This is a genomic window from Microbispora sp. NBC_01389 (assembly GCF_045040095.1).
In the GTDB taxonomy this organism is placed as follows: Bacteria; Actinomycetota; Actinomycetes; order Streptosporangiales; family Streptosporangiaceae; genus Microbispora.
On record NZ_CP109552.1, the window covers coordinates 5,065,959 to 5,082,324 of the forward strand.

Here is a 16,366-nt window from a genome sequence, read left to right on the forward strand (position 1 = left end):
CCTTTCAGGTCAGCCCCGCGAAGGCCGCCGGCGGCGTACGGTCTCCACCTGAAACGTTCGGAAACGCCAACCCTGCTGTCGCTCGGTTCTACTCGTACGGCTCGGTCTTGTCTCCAGCGGTTTCAGCGGCGGGTGAGGGTCCAGGCGCCGTCCGCGTGGACGCTGACGAGCCGGGTGCCGACAGGCAGAAGGGCCTTGCCCCGATACGTGCCGATCTGGTTGAAGAGCAGGTCCCCGTACGAGCCGATGCGGGTGTAGGCGTGCACGATGAAGTTCGACTCGCCGTTGTGCGCGGCATGGAGGGTGCGCAGTCCGCGGGTGGGGGAGAGCTTGAGGATCTGGTCGCCGGTGCCCCGGATCGTCACCGAGCACCAGCAGCGTGCCTTGCTCAACGGGAGGAACGTCGCGGTCCAGGATCCGTCGGCCTTGATCTCCAGTGCGCTCGTGCCCTTGGTGCCGTAGTCGTTGTAGAGCACCGTCCCCTTGTAGGGGCCGATCTCGTTCACCAGGTACTCCCTGGCCTTTCCGCGGGGATCGACCGTGCGCACGATGAAGTTCGACTCGCCGTTGTGCGTGAAGCGGATGAGGCCGGGCTTCTTCGTGGCGTGGATGCGGACGACGTCGTCGCCCTCGCCGCGGTAGGTGGTGTCGGCGTGCGCGGTGGCCGGGGCGATGAGCGCGGCGGCCACCAGGGTCAGGACGGCGAGCGTACGGCGGAACATGAGCGTTCTCCTCGAAGGGGGCGTCCAGTCATTGAAGCTTTCAAAGTAGATCAGGCTGTGAACCGAACACACAACTCTATGACTGGTTTCGGTAATAGTTCCGGCCGCCGTGGCTGTAGTAGTGCATGAGAAAGAAACCGCTGGACCCAAGGAGGCAAGCGGTCCATCCGAAGAACGAGAGTGAGTGCGAGGAGAGTGGCGCAGGTCAGTCGGTTCTTGCGGGGGGTGTAAGTCAGTTGCCGCCCCATTGGGCGGTTGTCGCCGGGGCGTGGCCGCGGACCTGCAGGACCTTGGCGAAGTCTCGCTGGCGCTGGCGCAGGCCGTGTACGAGCATCACCTCACGGGCGCCCACCTCGTCGGCGATGTCCAGAAGCCCCCGTCTGTCGGCGTGGGCGGACAGGCGGATCATCTCGACGCGGGCGCGCAGCGGGATCTCCTTCTGCACGCCGTGATCGTTGACGGACAGGTAGGGTGCCTGCTTCTCGACCAGTTGGAGCAGCCTGGCGCCGGGGGACTCCTCGTCCTGGTAGCCGGAGAGGAACAACGCGCTGCGGGGCTCCGGCAGGATCCGGGCGGCCCACTGCACGGCGGGACCCCCGGTGAGCATGCCCGACGTCGTGATCACGACCCCGGAGGTGAACGCTTCCAGGTCACCGGGACGCCGTGCGCGGGCCACGCCGTCGCCGAGGACGCGCAGCGGAGCCGGCCGGTCCGCAGTGACGCGCTCGAAGGACGACGTCACATCGGCGGCCATCCCGTCGAGCAGCACCGGCACGTGCGGCAGATGCCTGCGCATGATCATTGCGAGTTCCTGCGCCCGGCCCAGCGCGAAGGCCGGGATGAGCACCCGCCCGCCGGCCGTGTACACCTCCTCGACCGCCCGGACGAGGTCGGTGACACGAGTCTCGCGTGCGCTGTGATCCTCAGCGCAGCAGGTGGACTCCATGACGAGGAGATCCGCCTCGCGGGCCGAGTCGGGCAGGGAGTAGCCGTCCACGGTCTCCTGGCGGAAGCCGGAGATGTCACCCGTGACGACGACGCGCTGGTCCCCGGCCCGGACGACGACTCCGGCGGCGCCGAGGATGTGCCCGGCCGGGAACAGCTCCACCGAGAGATCACCGATCCTGCGTACGGCGCCGAACGGGACCTCCTCGCAGCGCTGTACGGCCGCCTCCACCGCACGGCGCGAGTACAGGACCGCGCCGTCCGCGCCCCATCGGTGGTGGAGCCGTTCCCGCTCGCTCATCAGCTTCGCCGAGTCGGCCCACATCCGGGGCATCAGCGCGGTCGTCTCCGGAGTGGCCAGGATCCGCAGATCCGGCAGGCATTCGACCAGGGCAGGGACGTAGCCGCAGTGGTCGGTGTGCGCGTGGGTGACCACGACGGCGTGGACCGGCCCGGTCAGGGCCTGGTCGACGTCGCGCGGCGGAAGCGCCGGGTCGCCGGGCCGCAGCCCGGCGTCGACGAGCAGGCGGGTCCCGCCCGCCTCGACGAGCACGCAGGACCCGCCGATCTCCTCGGCGCCTCCCAGGGGGTGAACGCGCAGGTGACGTTCGCCGGTCACGGTCACCCGATGCGGCGCCGGCACCGGGCGCGGGGGCGCGGCCAGGGTCTGGAGCGCCGTCGCGAGAACCTCCGGCGCGATGCCGGCGGTCCGCGCCGCGCGGACGAGGGGAGCCTCGGACTCCTTGTCCGGTACGGTCCGGACGTTGCGCGGGTCCCGTGCCTCCGGTCCCTCGTCGTCGGCGTCGGGGGCCCGCTGCAGGACCGCCAGCAGGGTGGACGCCAGCACGCGGGGATCGCGCAGCCGCCGTTGCAACGCCGCCACCTGGGTGTCCAGCTCCTCGGCCCGCTTCTCGGCGTCGGCGAGCGCGCTCCTGGCGCTCTGGAAGGCCTGGTCGGAGTGCTCGTGCCGCCCCTTGGCCGTCGCCAGCCTGGCCCGGAGATCGTCGGTCTTCTCCTGATGGCGCTTGCGCAGGGTGCGGCGCGTGGCGCTCTCCCTGTTCAACCGCTCCGCGAGGCGTAAGCCGGCCCGGACGACGTCGTCGTCGGGCGAGAGGAGCAGGATGACGACGGCCTTCGCGTCCGGCTGGCCGCGGTCGTCGGACAGGTCCTCGCGGAGCCGGGCGCGGAGGGCCGGCACCCGGACCAGCGCGTCGACGATCATTTGGCGGTTGTCGGCGGTGAACCGCTTCGCGTCGTGTCCTCTCCCGGCCATCCCCGGCCGGGAGAGGATCACCTCCGCCGCGGCGTGCAGAACCGGGAGGAGAAGGTCCGTCACCGCGAGAGCCCCATCCGCAGGGTGGCCTGCAGAAGGACGGGCTCCGGCTGCAGCGTCCCGTCGTCCTGGGGAACCAGCGCGCCGAGAATCCGCAGCACCTCCACCAGGTCCGCGGTCGAGGTGAAGCCCTCCTCCAGGAGATTCGGCTCGGACAGCCGGGTGTCGTCGGCGAGGATGCCGGCGAGCGTCTCCGGGCTCTCCGCGGCGTCGAGGATCTCCACCAGAATCTGCCACGCGGCGTCGAGCGCCGGGCCGGCGAGCACCCCGGTCGACCGGACGAACTCCTCCGGAGCCTCGGCCAGGTAGTCGCGGCAGCGCTCCAGAGCGTGTTCGGGGTCGGTGTCGCGGGCGGCCAGCGTCCGGACCACCCTGCTGATCAGCAACGGCCAGCCGCCGGTGGTGCGCAGCAGCGCGTCCTGACTCGACCTGTCCCGGAAACCGAGGTCGACCTCGTGCATCCACTGCCGTACGGCGGCCTGGTTGAAGCGCTGGAGCTCGATCAGCTCGGCGCGGCCGGTCAGGCCGCCGGAGCCGTCGCCTCCCGCGTCGGCCCCGCGCCCCGCCGAGAGCCACTCCGAGGCGCACTCGGGCGGCGCCACGAGGGCGATGGACCGGGTTCCCTTGGTCGGCGCCGTGATCGCCTCCGCCGCCTTCCGTACGAAGGCGGCCGCCTTCGTGGACTGCTGGCCGGCGAGGTCGACGATCACGATGTCGTGGTCGAAACTCAGCTCGGCGCGCTGCAGTGCTCCTTCGAGAGTGAGACCGTCCACCCCGACTCGGAGCGTCCGGGCCTGTCCGGTGTGGGAAGCCGTCTCCTCCAGAGCGGCGGCCACCCGGTCGATCTGCAGGGCCGGGGAACCGGCGATGAGATGCAGCGTGTTGCGGCGGCCGAGCAGCCGCGTCACCTGACTGCCCGCGAGAGGGGAGCGCTCGTCGTTTCCCGTGTAAGGGTCGCGGTAGGCCTGCGCGTCGAACTCCTCGGGCCGCTCGAACGTCTCGGCCTGATCGAGCACGGTCACCACCTCGTCGGCTCCGCCCAGCAGGTTGAGGATGTGCGGGGTGCGCAGCCGGTAGTGTTCGCCGTCCGCGGCGAGGACGCCGAGGTTGACGCATTCGTCCAGCAGCCCGCGGAACCCATCGCTGGTCGAGTCCGCGAATCCGTGCGGCCACCAGGTCAGGCATTCGGCCCGTAGCCGCTCGGCCGTCAGCTCGCCGACGGCGCCCTCGTCGAGCGCGTGGAACGCGACCGTGTAGGCGATGACCTTGTATCGCTTGTCGAGGTTCAGGGTCCATTCGAAGCGGTCATGGAAGCCGCGCGCCAGCTTGTTGTCCCGCCAGACCGCCTCCACGTCCTCGCGCGTGATCTCGTACGGCAGGGCCGTGTGCGTCGCCGAGCTCCGGCGCAGCCGGGTCAGCAGGGCGTCGGCGAACAGCTGGATGAGGGCCGGAGCGTTGTTCGCCTCCGCGATCACGCGCGCCCCCAGACGGGGGGAGAACCTGAACCCGAGCGCCTCCAGGGGCTTGGTCAGCAGGCTGTACGCGTCCTGCGGGTCGAGCGGGCCGACCGCGATGGGGGTGCCCAGATGCGCGAGCGGCTGGTTGGGCAGGCTTTCGAAGCGCGCCGTCTGGTGGAGACCGGCGAAGACCATCTTCACCCGCCGGTCCGTCTCGTTCATGAGGTTGCGCAGCGAGATGACGTTGCCGAAGGACGCGTCCCGCGCGTCGGCGTTGAGGAACTCGTCGGCTTCGTCCAGCAGGATCAGCAGCTGCCGCGCCGGGTCGGCCTCGATCCACTCCTTCACGCCTCGGCAGATCTCCTCCGGGCCGGCAGAGGGCGCCGAGGACAGCGGCAGGACCTCGGCCTGCCTGAGCCGGTCGGCGAGGGTCCGCCACAACGCGGCGACCGACTCGATTTTGCCGATGTTCTGGATGACCTCGGAGACGACCACCCGGTTCGGGTCGGTCTTGCGGATGTGCCGCTCGGCCTTGCGCAGCAGTGCGGACTTGCCGAGCTGCCGCCCGCCGTAGACGAAGGAGGATCCCGCCCGGCTGATCACCTCCTGCAGTTGGTCCCGGCGGCCGTAGAACATCTCCTCCGGAACGTCGCCCGTCGGCGCGTACGGATTGGTGGCGGTGAACGGGGCCAGCAGGCTCACCGTCGTGCTCCAGTCCGCGTCGGGCAGGCAGGCGAGGTAGCTGATCGCGGCGTCGTCCAGGAACGCCGCGACCGGCGTGGGACGTCTGCGGCTCACCGCGGCCAGCTGGCGGCGCTGCTCCACGGTGAGCACGCCGAAGTACAGAACGAGGACGGTCTGGTCGGCCGGCTGGTCCTTCAGCCACTCGACGACCTGCTGCGGCCCGGGCGGCCGCCACACCAGCAGGAGCTGGAGCCGGTCACCCGACGGGCTCATCCGGGAGCCGAAGACCGGCAGCTGCGGGTCCATGATCGTGCGCACCTGGTCGAGCGTGATCCAGAGCCGGTCCCGCTCGGCCCGGGACGCCCCCTGCTCCCCTTCCAAGCCGATCACCTGCAGGATGGCGCTGACGGCGGACCTGAGGTTGCCCGCCGCCTTCGGTCCCTGGGATACGGCGTGCCAGAGACGCAGACCCTCTCCCGCGACGGCTCGCCGGGTACGCGGCACGCCGGAGATCGACAGCTCGGTCCTCCGCAGGAGGGCGCTCAGCTCGCGCTCGCCGACCTCCTGGCCCGTACGGAGCGCCTCCTTGAGCCGTTGCAGCCACTCCGCCCCTTCCTGCCCCTTCTGGCTGGCGGGCAGCCGGGCGGACATCTTCTCGAAGGCCTGCGGGAAGTCCGGGAAGAACCGCTCCAGGTGGTGAACCGTGTCCGAGATCTCCGGCAGCCGTTTGCCGCTCTTCGCCTGGGCCGTGAACTCGCGGGCGGTGGTCAGGTCACCGTCCTCGATGTAGGTGCCGATGCGGTCCCGGACGGCGGCGACGTCGGCGTTCTCGGCGCTCAGGGTGGTCAGCACGGCCAGCTCCGCGGCGATCTGCTCGTCGCGGACCCGCGCGGCGTCCCGCTCCAGCACGTCGAGCTCGCGGGTGATGACGTCGAAGTCGTCCCGCTCGTCGTTGCCGAGGGCCTGGAGCGCGGCGGAGAACCGGTTGGCCGTCACCTCGGGGAGCACTCCCGCCCGGCGCCACTCCGCGATCCGGTCCTGGATGCCGTCGACGCGGTCGTCACGCTTGTGCCGGGCCTCGTCGACCAGCTTGTCCCTGCGCTGGCGGAGCTCGGCGTGGAGAGTGTGGTCCTGCTGGGACAGCACCGACACGAGGGCCCGCGTGCCGCGGTGGTCGCCTGCCCCGGCGCGGGCCTCGAAGGCCGCCCGCCAGTCGCGGTCGCCGGCGCAGAGGGGGAGCAGGTCGTCCAGCGCGGGCCGGGCGCGCGGCGTGACCGTGTCCCCGTCGAAGCCGATGGCTGGAGACAGGAGCAGGTCGCCGTTGAGCAGGTGGCTGATCAGCGGCTCCGGTTGGGTGAGCGGCCCGCCGTCCAGCAGTCGCAGGGTGTCGCGGACCAGCAGCGAGACCCCCCTCGCCGCCGCGGCGACGAGCGGGTCGGCGGAGGCCTCCAGGTCGGCGATCTCCTCCTCCACCCGTGTCCGATTCTCGTGTACGGTCGTGCGGAGTTCGTGGAGGTGCCGGACGACCCGGGAGACGCCGGAGCCGTCCGTCTGGAATGACTCCACCTTCTTCACGGCGGCGACCCAGCCGGCCACGAGGTCGAGCGCCTTCTCGATCTTCTCGATCAGTTTCGCCCTCGCGCCGGAGTGGATGCGGTCGGCTCCCTTACGGGAGGCCCGGGCCTTGCCCGTCTCGTCGATCAGCCGGTCGATCTCGCCGCCGGTTCTGATCCGGTCGAGCTCGCGTTCGGTCTCGTCGACAAGAGACTCGTCATTGCGGGCGGCGATCGCCAGCAGCTTCCCCGGGCCCGAGGAGTCGTCCAGGATCAGGGTCTTCCAGACCTCGGTGGCAAGCGCGTACTTGATCTTCTGAGATGGGCCCTCCTCCAGGAACCTGGCCGCGGCGGCGGTGGCCCGCTCCCGGCTTTCGTCCGCCTGTGAGGCGTCGTGCATCCGTCCGGACAGGCCGGGCACCAGATAGGCTCCGTTCTCCGCCATCGCGCGGAACGCCTCGCCGTACGCCCTGAGACCGCGATAGCGCGACAGCGCCGGAGACAGCTCGCCCAGCAGACGGGTCGCCTCCGGGGTGGGGTGAACCAGGCCGCTGCGCAGCGCGGCGGCCCAGGCCAGCAACTGGCCCGGAGTGTCGTCGCCGAGAGCCCTCATGGTCACGTTCCCGGCGGCTTCGGTGAAGGCGGCCGACAGCCGGCCGGCGAACTCGCTCATCTCGGCGGCGATCGCGGCGCACCGCCGCGCGCTCACCTCCGCGGGCGATCGACCGGCCGCCTCACGCAGCCACGCCGCCAACCCGAACCGCCCGGCGCGGAGCGCGGCGGCCTCGGCCCCGGCTTCGGCACTGGTCGGCTCGATGCTGGTCGGCTCGGCACTGGCCGGCCCGGTGGCGGTCGGCTCTGTGCTGGTTGGCTCTGTGCTGGTCGTCTCCGCGGTGCCGCCGGAGGAGAAGGCCCGCCGGGCGGGTTCCCCCTCGGCGCCGTTGTTCGCGCCGTTCGCGCCGTTCGCGGTCGTCTCCGTGCCGGAGGAAGGGCCGAGATCCTGCGGTGCGGTCGCACCGCTCCTCACCGGAGGCGGCGGGTTCTTGATGGACGGCGCCACGGTCTCGATGAAGGCGTCCAGGTCCGCGAGCACGTCCGGCTCGTCGATGGCGTGCGGCTCGTTGGTGCCGTGCGGCTCGTCCGGGTCCTGCGGCTCGGCGGGGACGTCCGGGCCGGCGTTCCCGCCTACGTGCGCCGGCTCGGGCGGAACCGCCGCGGCGGACGGCGAGAAGGGTGCCCGCGGCTCGTCCGGCTGCGGGGCGACCCCTCCCTCGTCATCCTGCGCCCGGTCGGCGTGCGTGGAGCCTTCGGACGGTGCGCCGTCCGGTGTGGTGGCCGCGTTGTCGTCGCCCTTCCCCTGAGGCGCACCGCCGGACGGGAGGGCCGGAAGGATCACGTCGGCCGGGTCCGGAACCGTCAGCAGACCCCGGACGGCGGCCGGACCCAGCTTCCGCAGTTCGGGGGGCGCCTCCCGGAGAAAGCGGTCCTGCACGTCGGCGATCTGGTCCAGGGAGTCGTCGCCAGGGTCGCGGGCCAGACTGATGAGCTCCGCCAGCGACTCCAGGACCGGGCTCTCGACCGTAGCCGCCTCGCGGACCGTTTGCAGGAGACCTTCGAGACTTGACGGACCGTCGATGTGGGCCAGGGCGAGGATTCGTCTGCGCCGGGCGTCCGCGGATTCGAGCTGGACGATCTCGTGCTGGAGCGAGTCGGCGGTCGTGCCGGAGAGCGTGGACCCGCTTACGGCCTCGATCCTGCTTCGCAGCCCGTCGAACTCCTGCACGCCGCGCAGGATCATCTCGACATCCTCGTCGAGAGGCCGTCCGGCGTCGGCGAATGCCCGCCGGATCCGGTCGGCGGCGTCCGTGGCGTTGCCGAGCGTCCGGCGCAGGAGATCGAGTTCCTCACGTAGCGTCGAGGCGGACGATCGCTGATCGTTCTCAGCGGCTTCGCGAATGATCGGGAGCATCTCTTCCTCTTCGTCATGAGACGCGTCGGCGTGGGGGGTCTGGAGCGACCCATGGGATGGGAGGGACAGGGCGGCCTCCCGGAGCCGGGAGAATGTGATGGGCGTTTCGGGAAGCACGGGATGACCGGCACAAAGTTCCCGCCAGGCGGACCGGACCGCGTCCGCCGCGGCGGGATCCATCCGGTCGGTGGAGCCCACGAGCAGGGCGAGCGCCACGGCCGACAGCGGCAGGTCGTGGGAGTAGATGTGGGCGAGGACGAGATCGATCATGCTCTCGCCGAGACCCTGGGCAGTGGTCAGCGTCCGGGTGAGCACAGGGGCCGCGGAGAGGGCGTCGGCGCCGTCGGCGGGGCTCAGCAGGCGGGCGCACGCGACCTCGGAGAGGTTGTCGTGGTTGTCGAAGCCCTGCAGGAAAGGCATGCTCAGCGCACAGGCCAGGGAGGTCGGCAGTCTCCCGTCGTTGCCCTGGAGAATGCGGACGAGGTTGATGAGCGCGGGCCGGGGTATCGGCCTGGCGTCGCCGAGTCTGACGTGGCTCAGTACACCTTTGCGGACCATCGGCGGGTAGTGGCGGATGACCATCAGGTCGTCCGGGGTCACGCGGGTCGTCACATCCGCCGTGATCAGGCCGACCTGTGCGAACGCGGTCAGGGCGCCGACGTCACCGAGTGGCGCGGGGTGCCGGTCATGCGGGCCCTTTCCGTTGCAGATACGCCGCATCGTGTCCCCCTTCTTTTCGTGGGGCGCGAACCGTCCGTGGACAGAGAAGCGTCGATCATGCCGCCGGGTCCGGGCGAAGTACGGCTGGGTGAGGGCCGCGCAGGAGGGGTGACAAGTCCCTGCCGGCCAAGGATCGGCGCACGGGATACCCGGTGGACGAAAGAGACCATACTCGGACTGCCTGCAAGAGGCAACGGTGAACGCGATTCACAGGTAAACCCGTGCAAATCGGTCGTATATGTACATATAGGCCAAGCGGTGGGCGTCGCCGTGGAGGCAGGCGAGCGTGGACCCCTGGAGCGTTCCGACTTCTGGCGATCGGCGGTACCGCTGTGCGCGGACGACTCGGCGCCGACGGCATACAGGGCGAGGACTGTTGCTCTGAGTGAGTTGACGTGCACCCTCGGGGAGCGGTTTACTGGTCTCAGTCGCCCCACTCATTTCGATGGGTGGGCGTGGGCCTCGTCCATCGGGCGAGGCCCTGGTTTTTTCTCCGTCGATTCACCAGTCGAATGGGCGAGTGATTTTTCCCTGTCGGTCGTGAACCACTTCCGGAAACTGGGACACCCGCAGCTCGCTGGGCCGGATCTGTTTGAAGAACGACGGAGGGACCCTCTCCAGCGCCCGTGCGCGCCGCGTTACGGGGAAGGGGTTGAGGACGCCCACCGGCAGGCCCAGTTGGTGGCGAACGATGCGGATGGGCTCGGCCAGGTCGCCGTCGTTGCTGACAACCACAGCGATGTCGCAGTCGCCGAGGAACGCGTCGGCGATGAGATGGGCGGCGAGGTTGACGTCCGACCCTTTCTCTTCGGTCTTGATCACCTCCACGGTAGTAGGACCACCTGGTCGTGGGTAGGCCAGTGGCATTCGAGTGATCGTCTGCTGGAAGTACCCCAGATGGATGCTCAAGTGAGGAATTGTGGCAAGCGCCCTGTGGTAGATCTCCTGCCGGCTATGGCCGTTATCGCCGATCCTCGGTGTTGTGCGGGCGGTGAAGTAGCGGATGTGACGGATGTTGTCCCGCGGCAGGAGACGGCGGGAGAGGGCATCGAGGTCCAACCACTTGTATGGGGTGCCCTTGAGGGAGCCGTAGTAGAGGTTGAACCCGTCGATGTAGACGCTGGTTAGCACAGTGTAAATATAACGTCACGGAAAGTTAGGACGCCTGGGATTGGTCGAACGGGAGTGCGGGTGCGGAGCGGTCCAGCCAGGCTGCTCGCCGACCGGCCGCCGCGACCGGGCTCGACGCGCGGGACCTGGGCGGAGATCGGGTGGACGATCTCGGCCGCCTGTCCCTGTGGCCTGGAACCTACGGCCGCTTCGCGGGGCCCGGTCCGGTGAGGCCGGACACGCGGCTGTGAGCGACTCGCCGCGGATTGGTTACGGCGCCTGGAGCACCTGGGTCAGGGGAGCGGTCGCGACCATCGTGCTCGCCGCCTCGGAGAGCTCGTCGTCGAAGGTCACCAGCGCGTCCGCCTGGAGCCGGGTCAGCGCGATGTACTCCGCCCTGTAAGTGTCCGGCCAGCCCAGCGTGCGGGCGACCTCCCAGGCGACGGATTGGAGCACGCGGTCCCCGAGCAGCCGGATACGCAACGAACGGATGCCGTCGAGGATCGTCCTCGCCGCCCGCTCATCGATGTCGCCTCGGCGGACGGAGCCGTACACGAGCGCGAGTGCCTGGGATCGCAGCAACGCCGGCGCGAACAGCGCATGACCCGGTGGAATCGCCAGACCGCCGGTCGCGAGCCGGACGGCGACCGGAGCGTCGACGACGAAGCGTGTCATGCGAGCAGCCTCCCACAGCACCGTCGGCTCACAGCACTACCGGCTGGTCACCGGTTGCTCTGGTGCGAGCGGCCCTGAGAGCGCCGCTGGGCGGTCTGCTCGCGCGGCACGTCGGCCGTCGCCGGTCCGTGTAACTTTCAGCCGAACTTCGATCGCGGCCAGACGCGACAGGCCCCGTGGGCGGCACCGGGACCGTGCCGTGCCGAGTGCCCCGTCGTGCGCCGCCGGCCCGTCCGTTGACGCCCGAACCAGGACGTGCGTACGGTCCGCCTGCGAACCCGAAGTCACTACGAAGGAAATCGTTTGTCGGGCTCACCACGAGCGGCGATGCGGCGAATGTGGCACGTGGAGTGCGTGAAGGTTTTCGTTCCCCGGTCAGTCGCCCCGCCATCGGCAACCAGCCGGAAACCGGTATCTCGGCAACTTCGCGCCCCGCCTCGGCGGCTCCCGCTCAGGCTCTCCTCTCCAATCCACCACCGCCTTCGAGGACACACATGCGACTCTTCTCCCATCGATCGGGGACGGCGCTGGCCGCCGTCCTCTGTGCCGGGGCCACCGCCCTCACCCTCTCGCCGGCCGCCCAGGCGGCGGCCGGCTGCAAGGTCACCTACACGATCAGCAGCGAGTGGCCGGGCGGTTTCGGCGCGAGCGTCGGCGTCGACAACCTCGGTGACCCGGTCAGCGGCTGGAAGCTGACCTGGACGTTCGGCGCCGGGCAGGCCATCTCCCAGCTCTGGAACGGCAGCTACACCCAGTCGGGCGCGCAGGTCACCGTCACCGACGCCGGCTACAACGCCTCCATCCCCACCGGCGGCTCGGCCGGCTTCGGCTTCAACGCGTCCTGGAACGGCTCCAACCCCGTCCCCGCGAACTTCGCCCTCAACGGCACCCCCTGCACCGGCGCCGTCAGCAGCCCGTCGGCGAGCCCCACCCGGTCGCCCAGCCCAAGTCCGAGCGCATCCCCTTCACAAAGCCCGTCCCAGAGCCCTTCACCGAGCGCCTCGCCAAGCCCCTCACCGAGCCCGTCCCAGAGCCCTTCACCAAGCCCGTCGCCAAGCCCCTCGGGCAGCCCGCCTCCGGCGAACCCCGTGGGCAAGGTGCTCACCGTGGCCGCCGGCTCTCCGTTCCGGCCGGTCACCCACGTCGCGACCGGCGGTCTGTACGGCCTGGCGGAGAACAGCAGGCCGGCGGACTCCACCCTGCTGCCGCTGAAGGTCAACTCGCTGACGCAGCCGGCCCCCGGGGTGGGACAGCGGCCCAACGGCCAGCCGCCCGGCGGAGACTCGCTGCTGGTGGCGCCGCAGGCCACCCGGGTCGGCGCGGGGGAGTACATCCGGATGCCGGACATCTACTCCAACTTCCCCTACCAGTGGGTGAGCTGGAACGACTGGCTCGCCAAGGTGGACACGATGGTCCGCGCCCGGCTGAACGCCACCTCGGTGAGCAACATCCTCGGCTGGGAGCTGTGGAACGAGCCGGACTGGACGTGGAAGACCGCCAACGCCGGGGCCTTCAACGACGGCTGGACGCGCACCTTCCGGGCGGTGCGGGCACTGGACACCACGACGCCGATCGTGGGGCCGAGCATCTCCTACTACAACCGCTCGTGGCTGTCGTCGTTCCTCAGCAGCGCCAAGGCGGCCGGCACGCTGCCGGACATCATCTGCTGGCATGAGCTGGGCAGCCCCGACAACATCGCCGCCAACATCGCCGACTACCGCGCGCTGGAGTCGTCGCTGGGCATCAGCCCCCGGCGGATCTCGATCAACGAGTACGCCGCGACGAGCGAGGTGGACGTCCCCGGCCGGATCGCCAGCTACGTGGCCAAGTTCGAGCGGGCCGGGGTGGAGTCGGCGCACCGGGCGTTCTGGTACGAGTACGGCACCATGAACGGGCTGGTGACCAACAACTCCCAGCCCACCGGGACCTGGTGGCTCTACAAGTGGTACGGCGACATGGCCGGCCGGATGGTCACCACCACCCCGCCGAGCCAGGCCGGGCTGGACGGCTTCGCTTCCTACGACGGCACCCGCAAGATCGTGAACGTGATCCTGGGCAACGAGGCCGGCACCAACACGGTCCGGCTGACCGGCATCGCCGCGCTCGGCCCCTCCGTCCAGGTGACCGTGGAGTCCACGCACACGCAGAGCCGCTCCACCTCGGCCCCGGCGGCCACTCCTGTCTCCAGCACCGTCTATCGCGTGACCGGCGACCAACTGCTGGTGATCGTGCCGAACATGGCCGCCTCCGACGGATATCACGTGGTCGTCCAGCCGGCCAGCGGAGTGCCCTCCTATCAGCAGCGGTACGAGGCGGAGGACGGATCGGTCTTCCGCGCGCAGCGGCTGACGGCCTCCAGCGCGTCCGAGGGCGGCTACGTGGGCCGCATCGACAACGCCACGAGCACGCACAGCACCGACAGCTACGTCGACTTCGTGGTGAACGTGCCGACCGCCCGGACCTACACGATGACCATCGGCTACGCCAACGGCGGTGGCGCCACCGCCACCCAGGGCCTGGCCGTGAACGGCGGATCGTGGGGCACCGTCAGCTACCCGGCCACCTCCGGCTGGGGCCAGTTCGGCGCGACCACCGACACAACCGTCAGCCTCAAGGCCGGATACAACGTGATCCGCCTGGCCAAGGGCTCTCCCGGATTCTCCGGTGCCACTGGCAACGCCGAACTGGACTACATCCAGCTCACCTGAGTCGCGCCGTCACACCCGACCGCCCGCGCCGGCAGCACGCCGGCGCGGGCGGTCGCCGTCATCAGGCTGCTGTCATCAGGTGGACTTCGCTGCACGCGGATGTAGACCAGCCCGAAGACCAGCGCGATGACGATCAGCAGGTTGCCGACCGCGGCGCCGGGCCCGAACGCCGGGAGCAGGTTGCCGAACCCCAGCCGGTACGACCAGGTGGCCAGCGTCGTGGAGGCTCCGCTGGGCCCGCCCTTCGTCATGATCCAGATGATGTCGAACACCTTGAGCGTGTAGACCAGCCCGAGCAGCAGCGTGATCGCCGAGACCGGCCGCAACAGGGGGAACGTCACCTGCCAGAACCGGGTCCAGCCCGTCGCCCCGTCGATCTCGGCCGCCTCGTGGACCTGCGCCGGGATCGCCTGCAGGCCGCTGTGGAGCACGACGAGGTTAAACGGGATGCCGATCCAGATGTTGGCGATGGTGACCGACCACAGCGACCAGTCCGGCGAGGTCAGCCAGTTGACCGGAACGAGGCCCAACGCGCCTAGGACGGCGTTGACCACCCCCGAGTCGCTGTTGAGCATCCACGACCAGGTGGAGGACGACACGATCAGCGGCAGCAGCCACGGCACCAGGAACAGCGCGCGCAGCGTCGCCGACAGCCGGAAGTGCCGGGTGAAGAACACCGCGAGGGCGAGCCCGATGGTGAACTGGAAGACCAGCGACACCACGGTGAACACCACCGTGTGCCACAGCGCGGGCCCGAAGGTCGCGTCGCGGACGACCTTCAGATAGTTGGCGAGCCCGGTGAACGGCGCGTCGCCCCGTACGAACGACCGCACGGTGTGTAGTCGCGCAGGCTCAGCTCGACGTTCCGGTAGAGCGGATAGGCGTAGAACGCGAGCAGGTAGGCCACCAGGGGCGTGAGAAACGCCCAGGCCGCCCACTGGCCCGGCCGGTTACGGCGGGCGAGAACCCGGCGGACGCCGCCCTGCCCGCGCGCCGGGGCCCGCTCCCGCCGGTCGCCCGCCGGAGGGGAGCCGGCGTCCGTGTGGCGTGTTCCATGCTTTCCCTCGCCTGACTCTGACGTCCGTGGGCCGGGTACGGGCTTGGGCCCGGGCCCGGGGCGGGCGCCCCGGGCCCGTGGCACCTACTGGGTGGCGCTGGCCGCCGCGGTCTGGGCGGCGGCCAGCGCCTCCTGCGGCGGCTGCGATTCGCTCAACGCGGCCTGCGTCGCCTTCCACAGGGGCTCGGAGATCTTGGGGTACTTCGTGCCGAGGTCGTCGCTGGTGCGGCCCTTGGCCGCCTTGACCGCCTCCACCCACACCTTCAGGTCCGGGTTCTGCTCGACCTGCTTCGCCTGCACCTCCTCGGTCGGGGCGATGTACGACAACGTGGTGTCGGTGGTCAGCGAGTTGTCGGTGCTGGCCAGGCAGGTCACGAGCTTCTGCGTCGTCGCGTAACGGGCGGTGTCCTGCTGCACGGGGACGCTCACGAACTCGCCGCCGGTGGGGGCGGGAGCGGCGCCGCCGTCCTTGGCGGGGATCGGGATGATGCCGTACGGGAACCCGGCCTTCTTCGCGTTGGCGAGCTGCCAGGTGCCGTTCTCGGCGAAGGCGAAGTCGCCGGTCGCGAACTCCTGCCAGCTGGTCGTCTGGGTGTTGTTGATCACCGAGTTGGGGGCGTACCCCTTCTTCACCCAGTCGGTCCACAGCGACAGCGCCGCGACGCCCTCCGGCGAGTCCAGCTTGGTCAGGTTCGCGCCGGAGCCCCAGAACCACGGCAGGAACTGGAAGCTGCCCTCCTCGGTGCCGATCGCGGAGAACGTGATGCCCTTCTTGCCCGCCGCCTTCACCTTCTCCAGCGCCGCCGTCAGCGACGCCCAGTCCTTGACGCCGCCGGCGTCCACCCCGGCCTTCTTCAGCACGTCCTTGTTGTAGTACAGCGCGAGGGTGTTGGCCCCGATCGGGATGCCGTACGTCTTGCCGCCGATCTGGCCCGCCGCGAGCAGGTTCGGCGAGGCGGCCGAGGTGTCGATCTTGGTCTCGTCCGTCGAGGTCAGCATCCCCGCCTCGGCCAGGGTCGAGACGACCGGGTTGTCCACGATGAGCACGTCCGGCGAGTTGCCCTGCTGCGCCGCGAGCAGCGCCTTGTTGGTCAGGTCGGTGGTGTCGTAACCGGTCCGCTTGACGGTCACCCCGGCCTGCGTCCCGCACTGGCCGAGCAGCTTCACCCAGTCGGAGGTGTCGTCGAACTGCGGGTACGGATCCCAGATCGTGTACGTCCCGCCGCCGGCCGCCTGGCTCGCGCCCACCGGAGCATCGCCGCCGGAGGACTCGCCGGAGCTTCCGGAGCACGCGGTCAGGCCGCCCGCGACGGTGAGGGCCACCAGGCCCAGGCCGGCGACCCGCCGTCTCCTGTCAAGGCTTTCCATGTTCGTTCTCCCTGTTGACGGCCGGCGTCCGGCCGATGTTGTCGCGTTCTCCGATGCGGCGCGGC

8 protein-coding genes are annotated in these 16,366 nt (G+C 70.2%); 1 reads left to right on the forward strand and 7 read right to left on the reverse strand.

Annotated elements, in window-relative coordinates:
* Positions 1 to 122 precede the first annotated feature (122 nt).
* From OG344_RS22955 to OG344_RS22975, 5 genes are all read right to left on the reverse strand, one after another.
* Entirely contained in the window at positions 123 to 722 is a 600-nt protein-coding gene (locus OG344_RS22955; protein ID WP_405084826.1) for a hypothetical protein, read from the reverse strand.
* A 232-nt stretch (positions 723 to 954) separates the two neighbouring features.
* The gene (locus tag OG344_RS22960; protein WP_405084827.1) at positions 955 to 3,003 is read right to left on the reverse strand and encodes an MBL fold metallo-hydrolase; all 2,049 of its coding nucleotides are present in this window, start codon (positions 3,001 to 3,003) and stop codon (positions 955 to 957) included.
* Positions 3,000 to 9,383, reverse strand: coding sequence for a hypothetical protein (locus OG344_RS22965; protein WP_405084828.1), 6,384 nt, complete (start codon positions 9,381 to 9,383; stop codon positions 3,000 to 3,002). The genes OG344_RS22960 and OG344_RS22965 overlap by 4 nt, the downstream gene beginning before the upstream one ends.
* A gap of 501 nt (positions 9,384 to 9,884) precedes the next feature.
* Positions 9,885 to 10,514 (reverse strand): NYN domain-containing protein, encoded by a 630-nt coding sequence (locus OG344_RS22970; protein WP_405084829.1) that lies wholly within the window; start codon positions 10,512 to 10,514, stop codon positions 9,885 to 9,887.
* A gap of 249 nt (positions 10,515 to 10,763) precedes the next feature.
* Positions 10,764 to 11,168, reverse strand: a complete 405-nt coding sequence (locus OG344_RS22975) for a type II toxin-antitoxin system VapC family toxin (protein WP_405084830.1) — start codon at positions 11,166 to 11,168, stop codon at positions 10,764 to 10,766.
* Positions 11,169 to 11,662: 494 nt separating this feature from the next.
* Between OG344_RS22975 and OG344_RS22980 the strand changes: the two genes are divergently transcribed.
* Positions 11,663 to 13,876: a cellulose binding domain-containing protein gene (locus OG344_RS22980; RefSeq protein ID WP_405084831.1), complete on the forward strand. Its 2,214-nt coding sequence runs from the start codon at positions 11,663 to 11,665 to the stop codon at positions 13,874 to 13,876.
* Here OG344_RS22980 and OG344_RS22985 read toward each other — a convergent pair.
* Both OG344_RS22985 and OG344_RS22990 read right to left on the reverse strand, forming a co-directional pair.
* The gene (locus tag OG344_RS22985; protein WP_405084832.1) at positions 13,858 to 14,709 is read right to left on the reverse strand and encodes a carbohydrate ABC transporter permease; all 852 of its coding nucleotides are present in this window, start codon (positions 14,707 to 14,709) and stop codon (positions 13,858 to 13,860) included. The two genes, OG344_RS22980 and OG344_RS22985, sit on opposite strands and share 19 nt — an antisense overlap.
* 308 nt (positions 14,710 to 15,017) lie before the next feature.
* Entirely contained in the window at positions 15,018 to 16,301 is a 1,284-nt protein-coding gene (locus tag OG344_RS22990) for an extracellular solute-binding protein (protein WP_405084833.1), read from the reverse strand.
* Positions 16,302 to 16,366 lie beyond the last annotated feature (65 nt).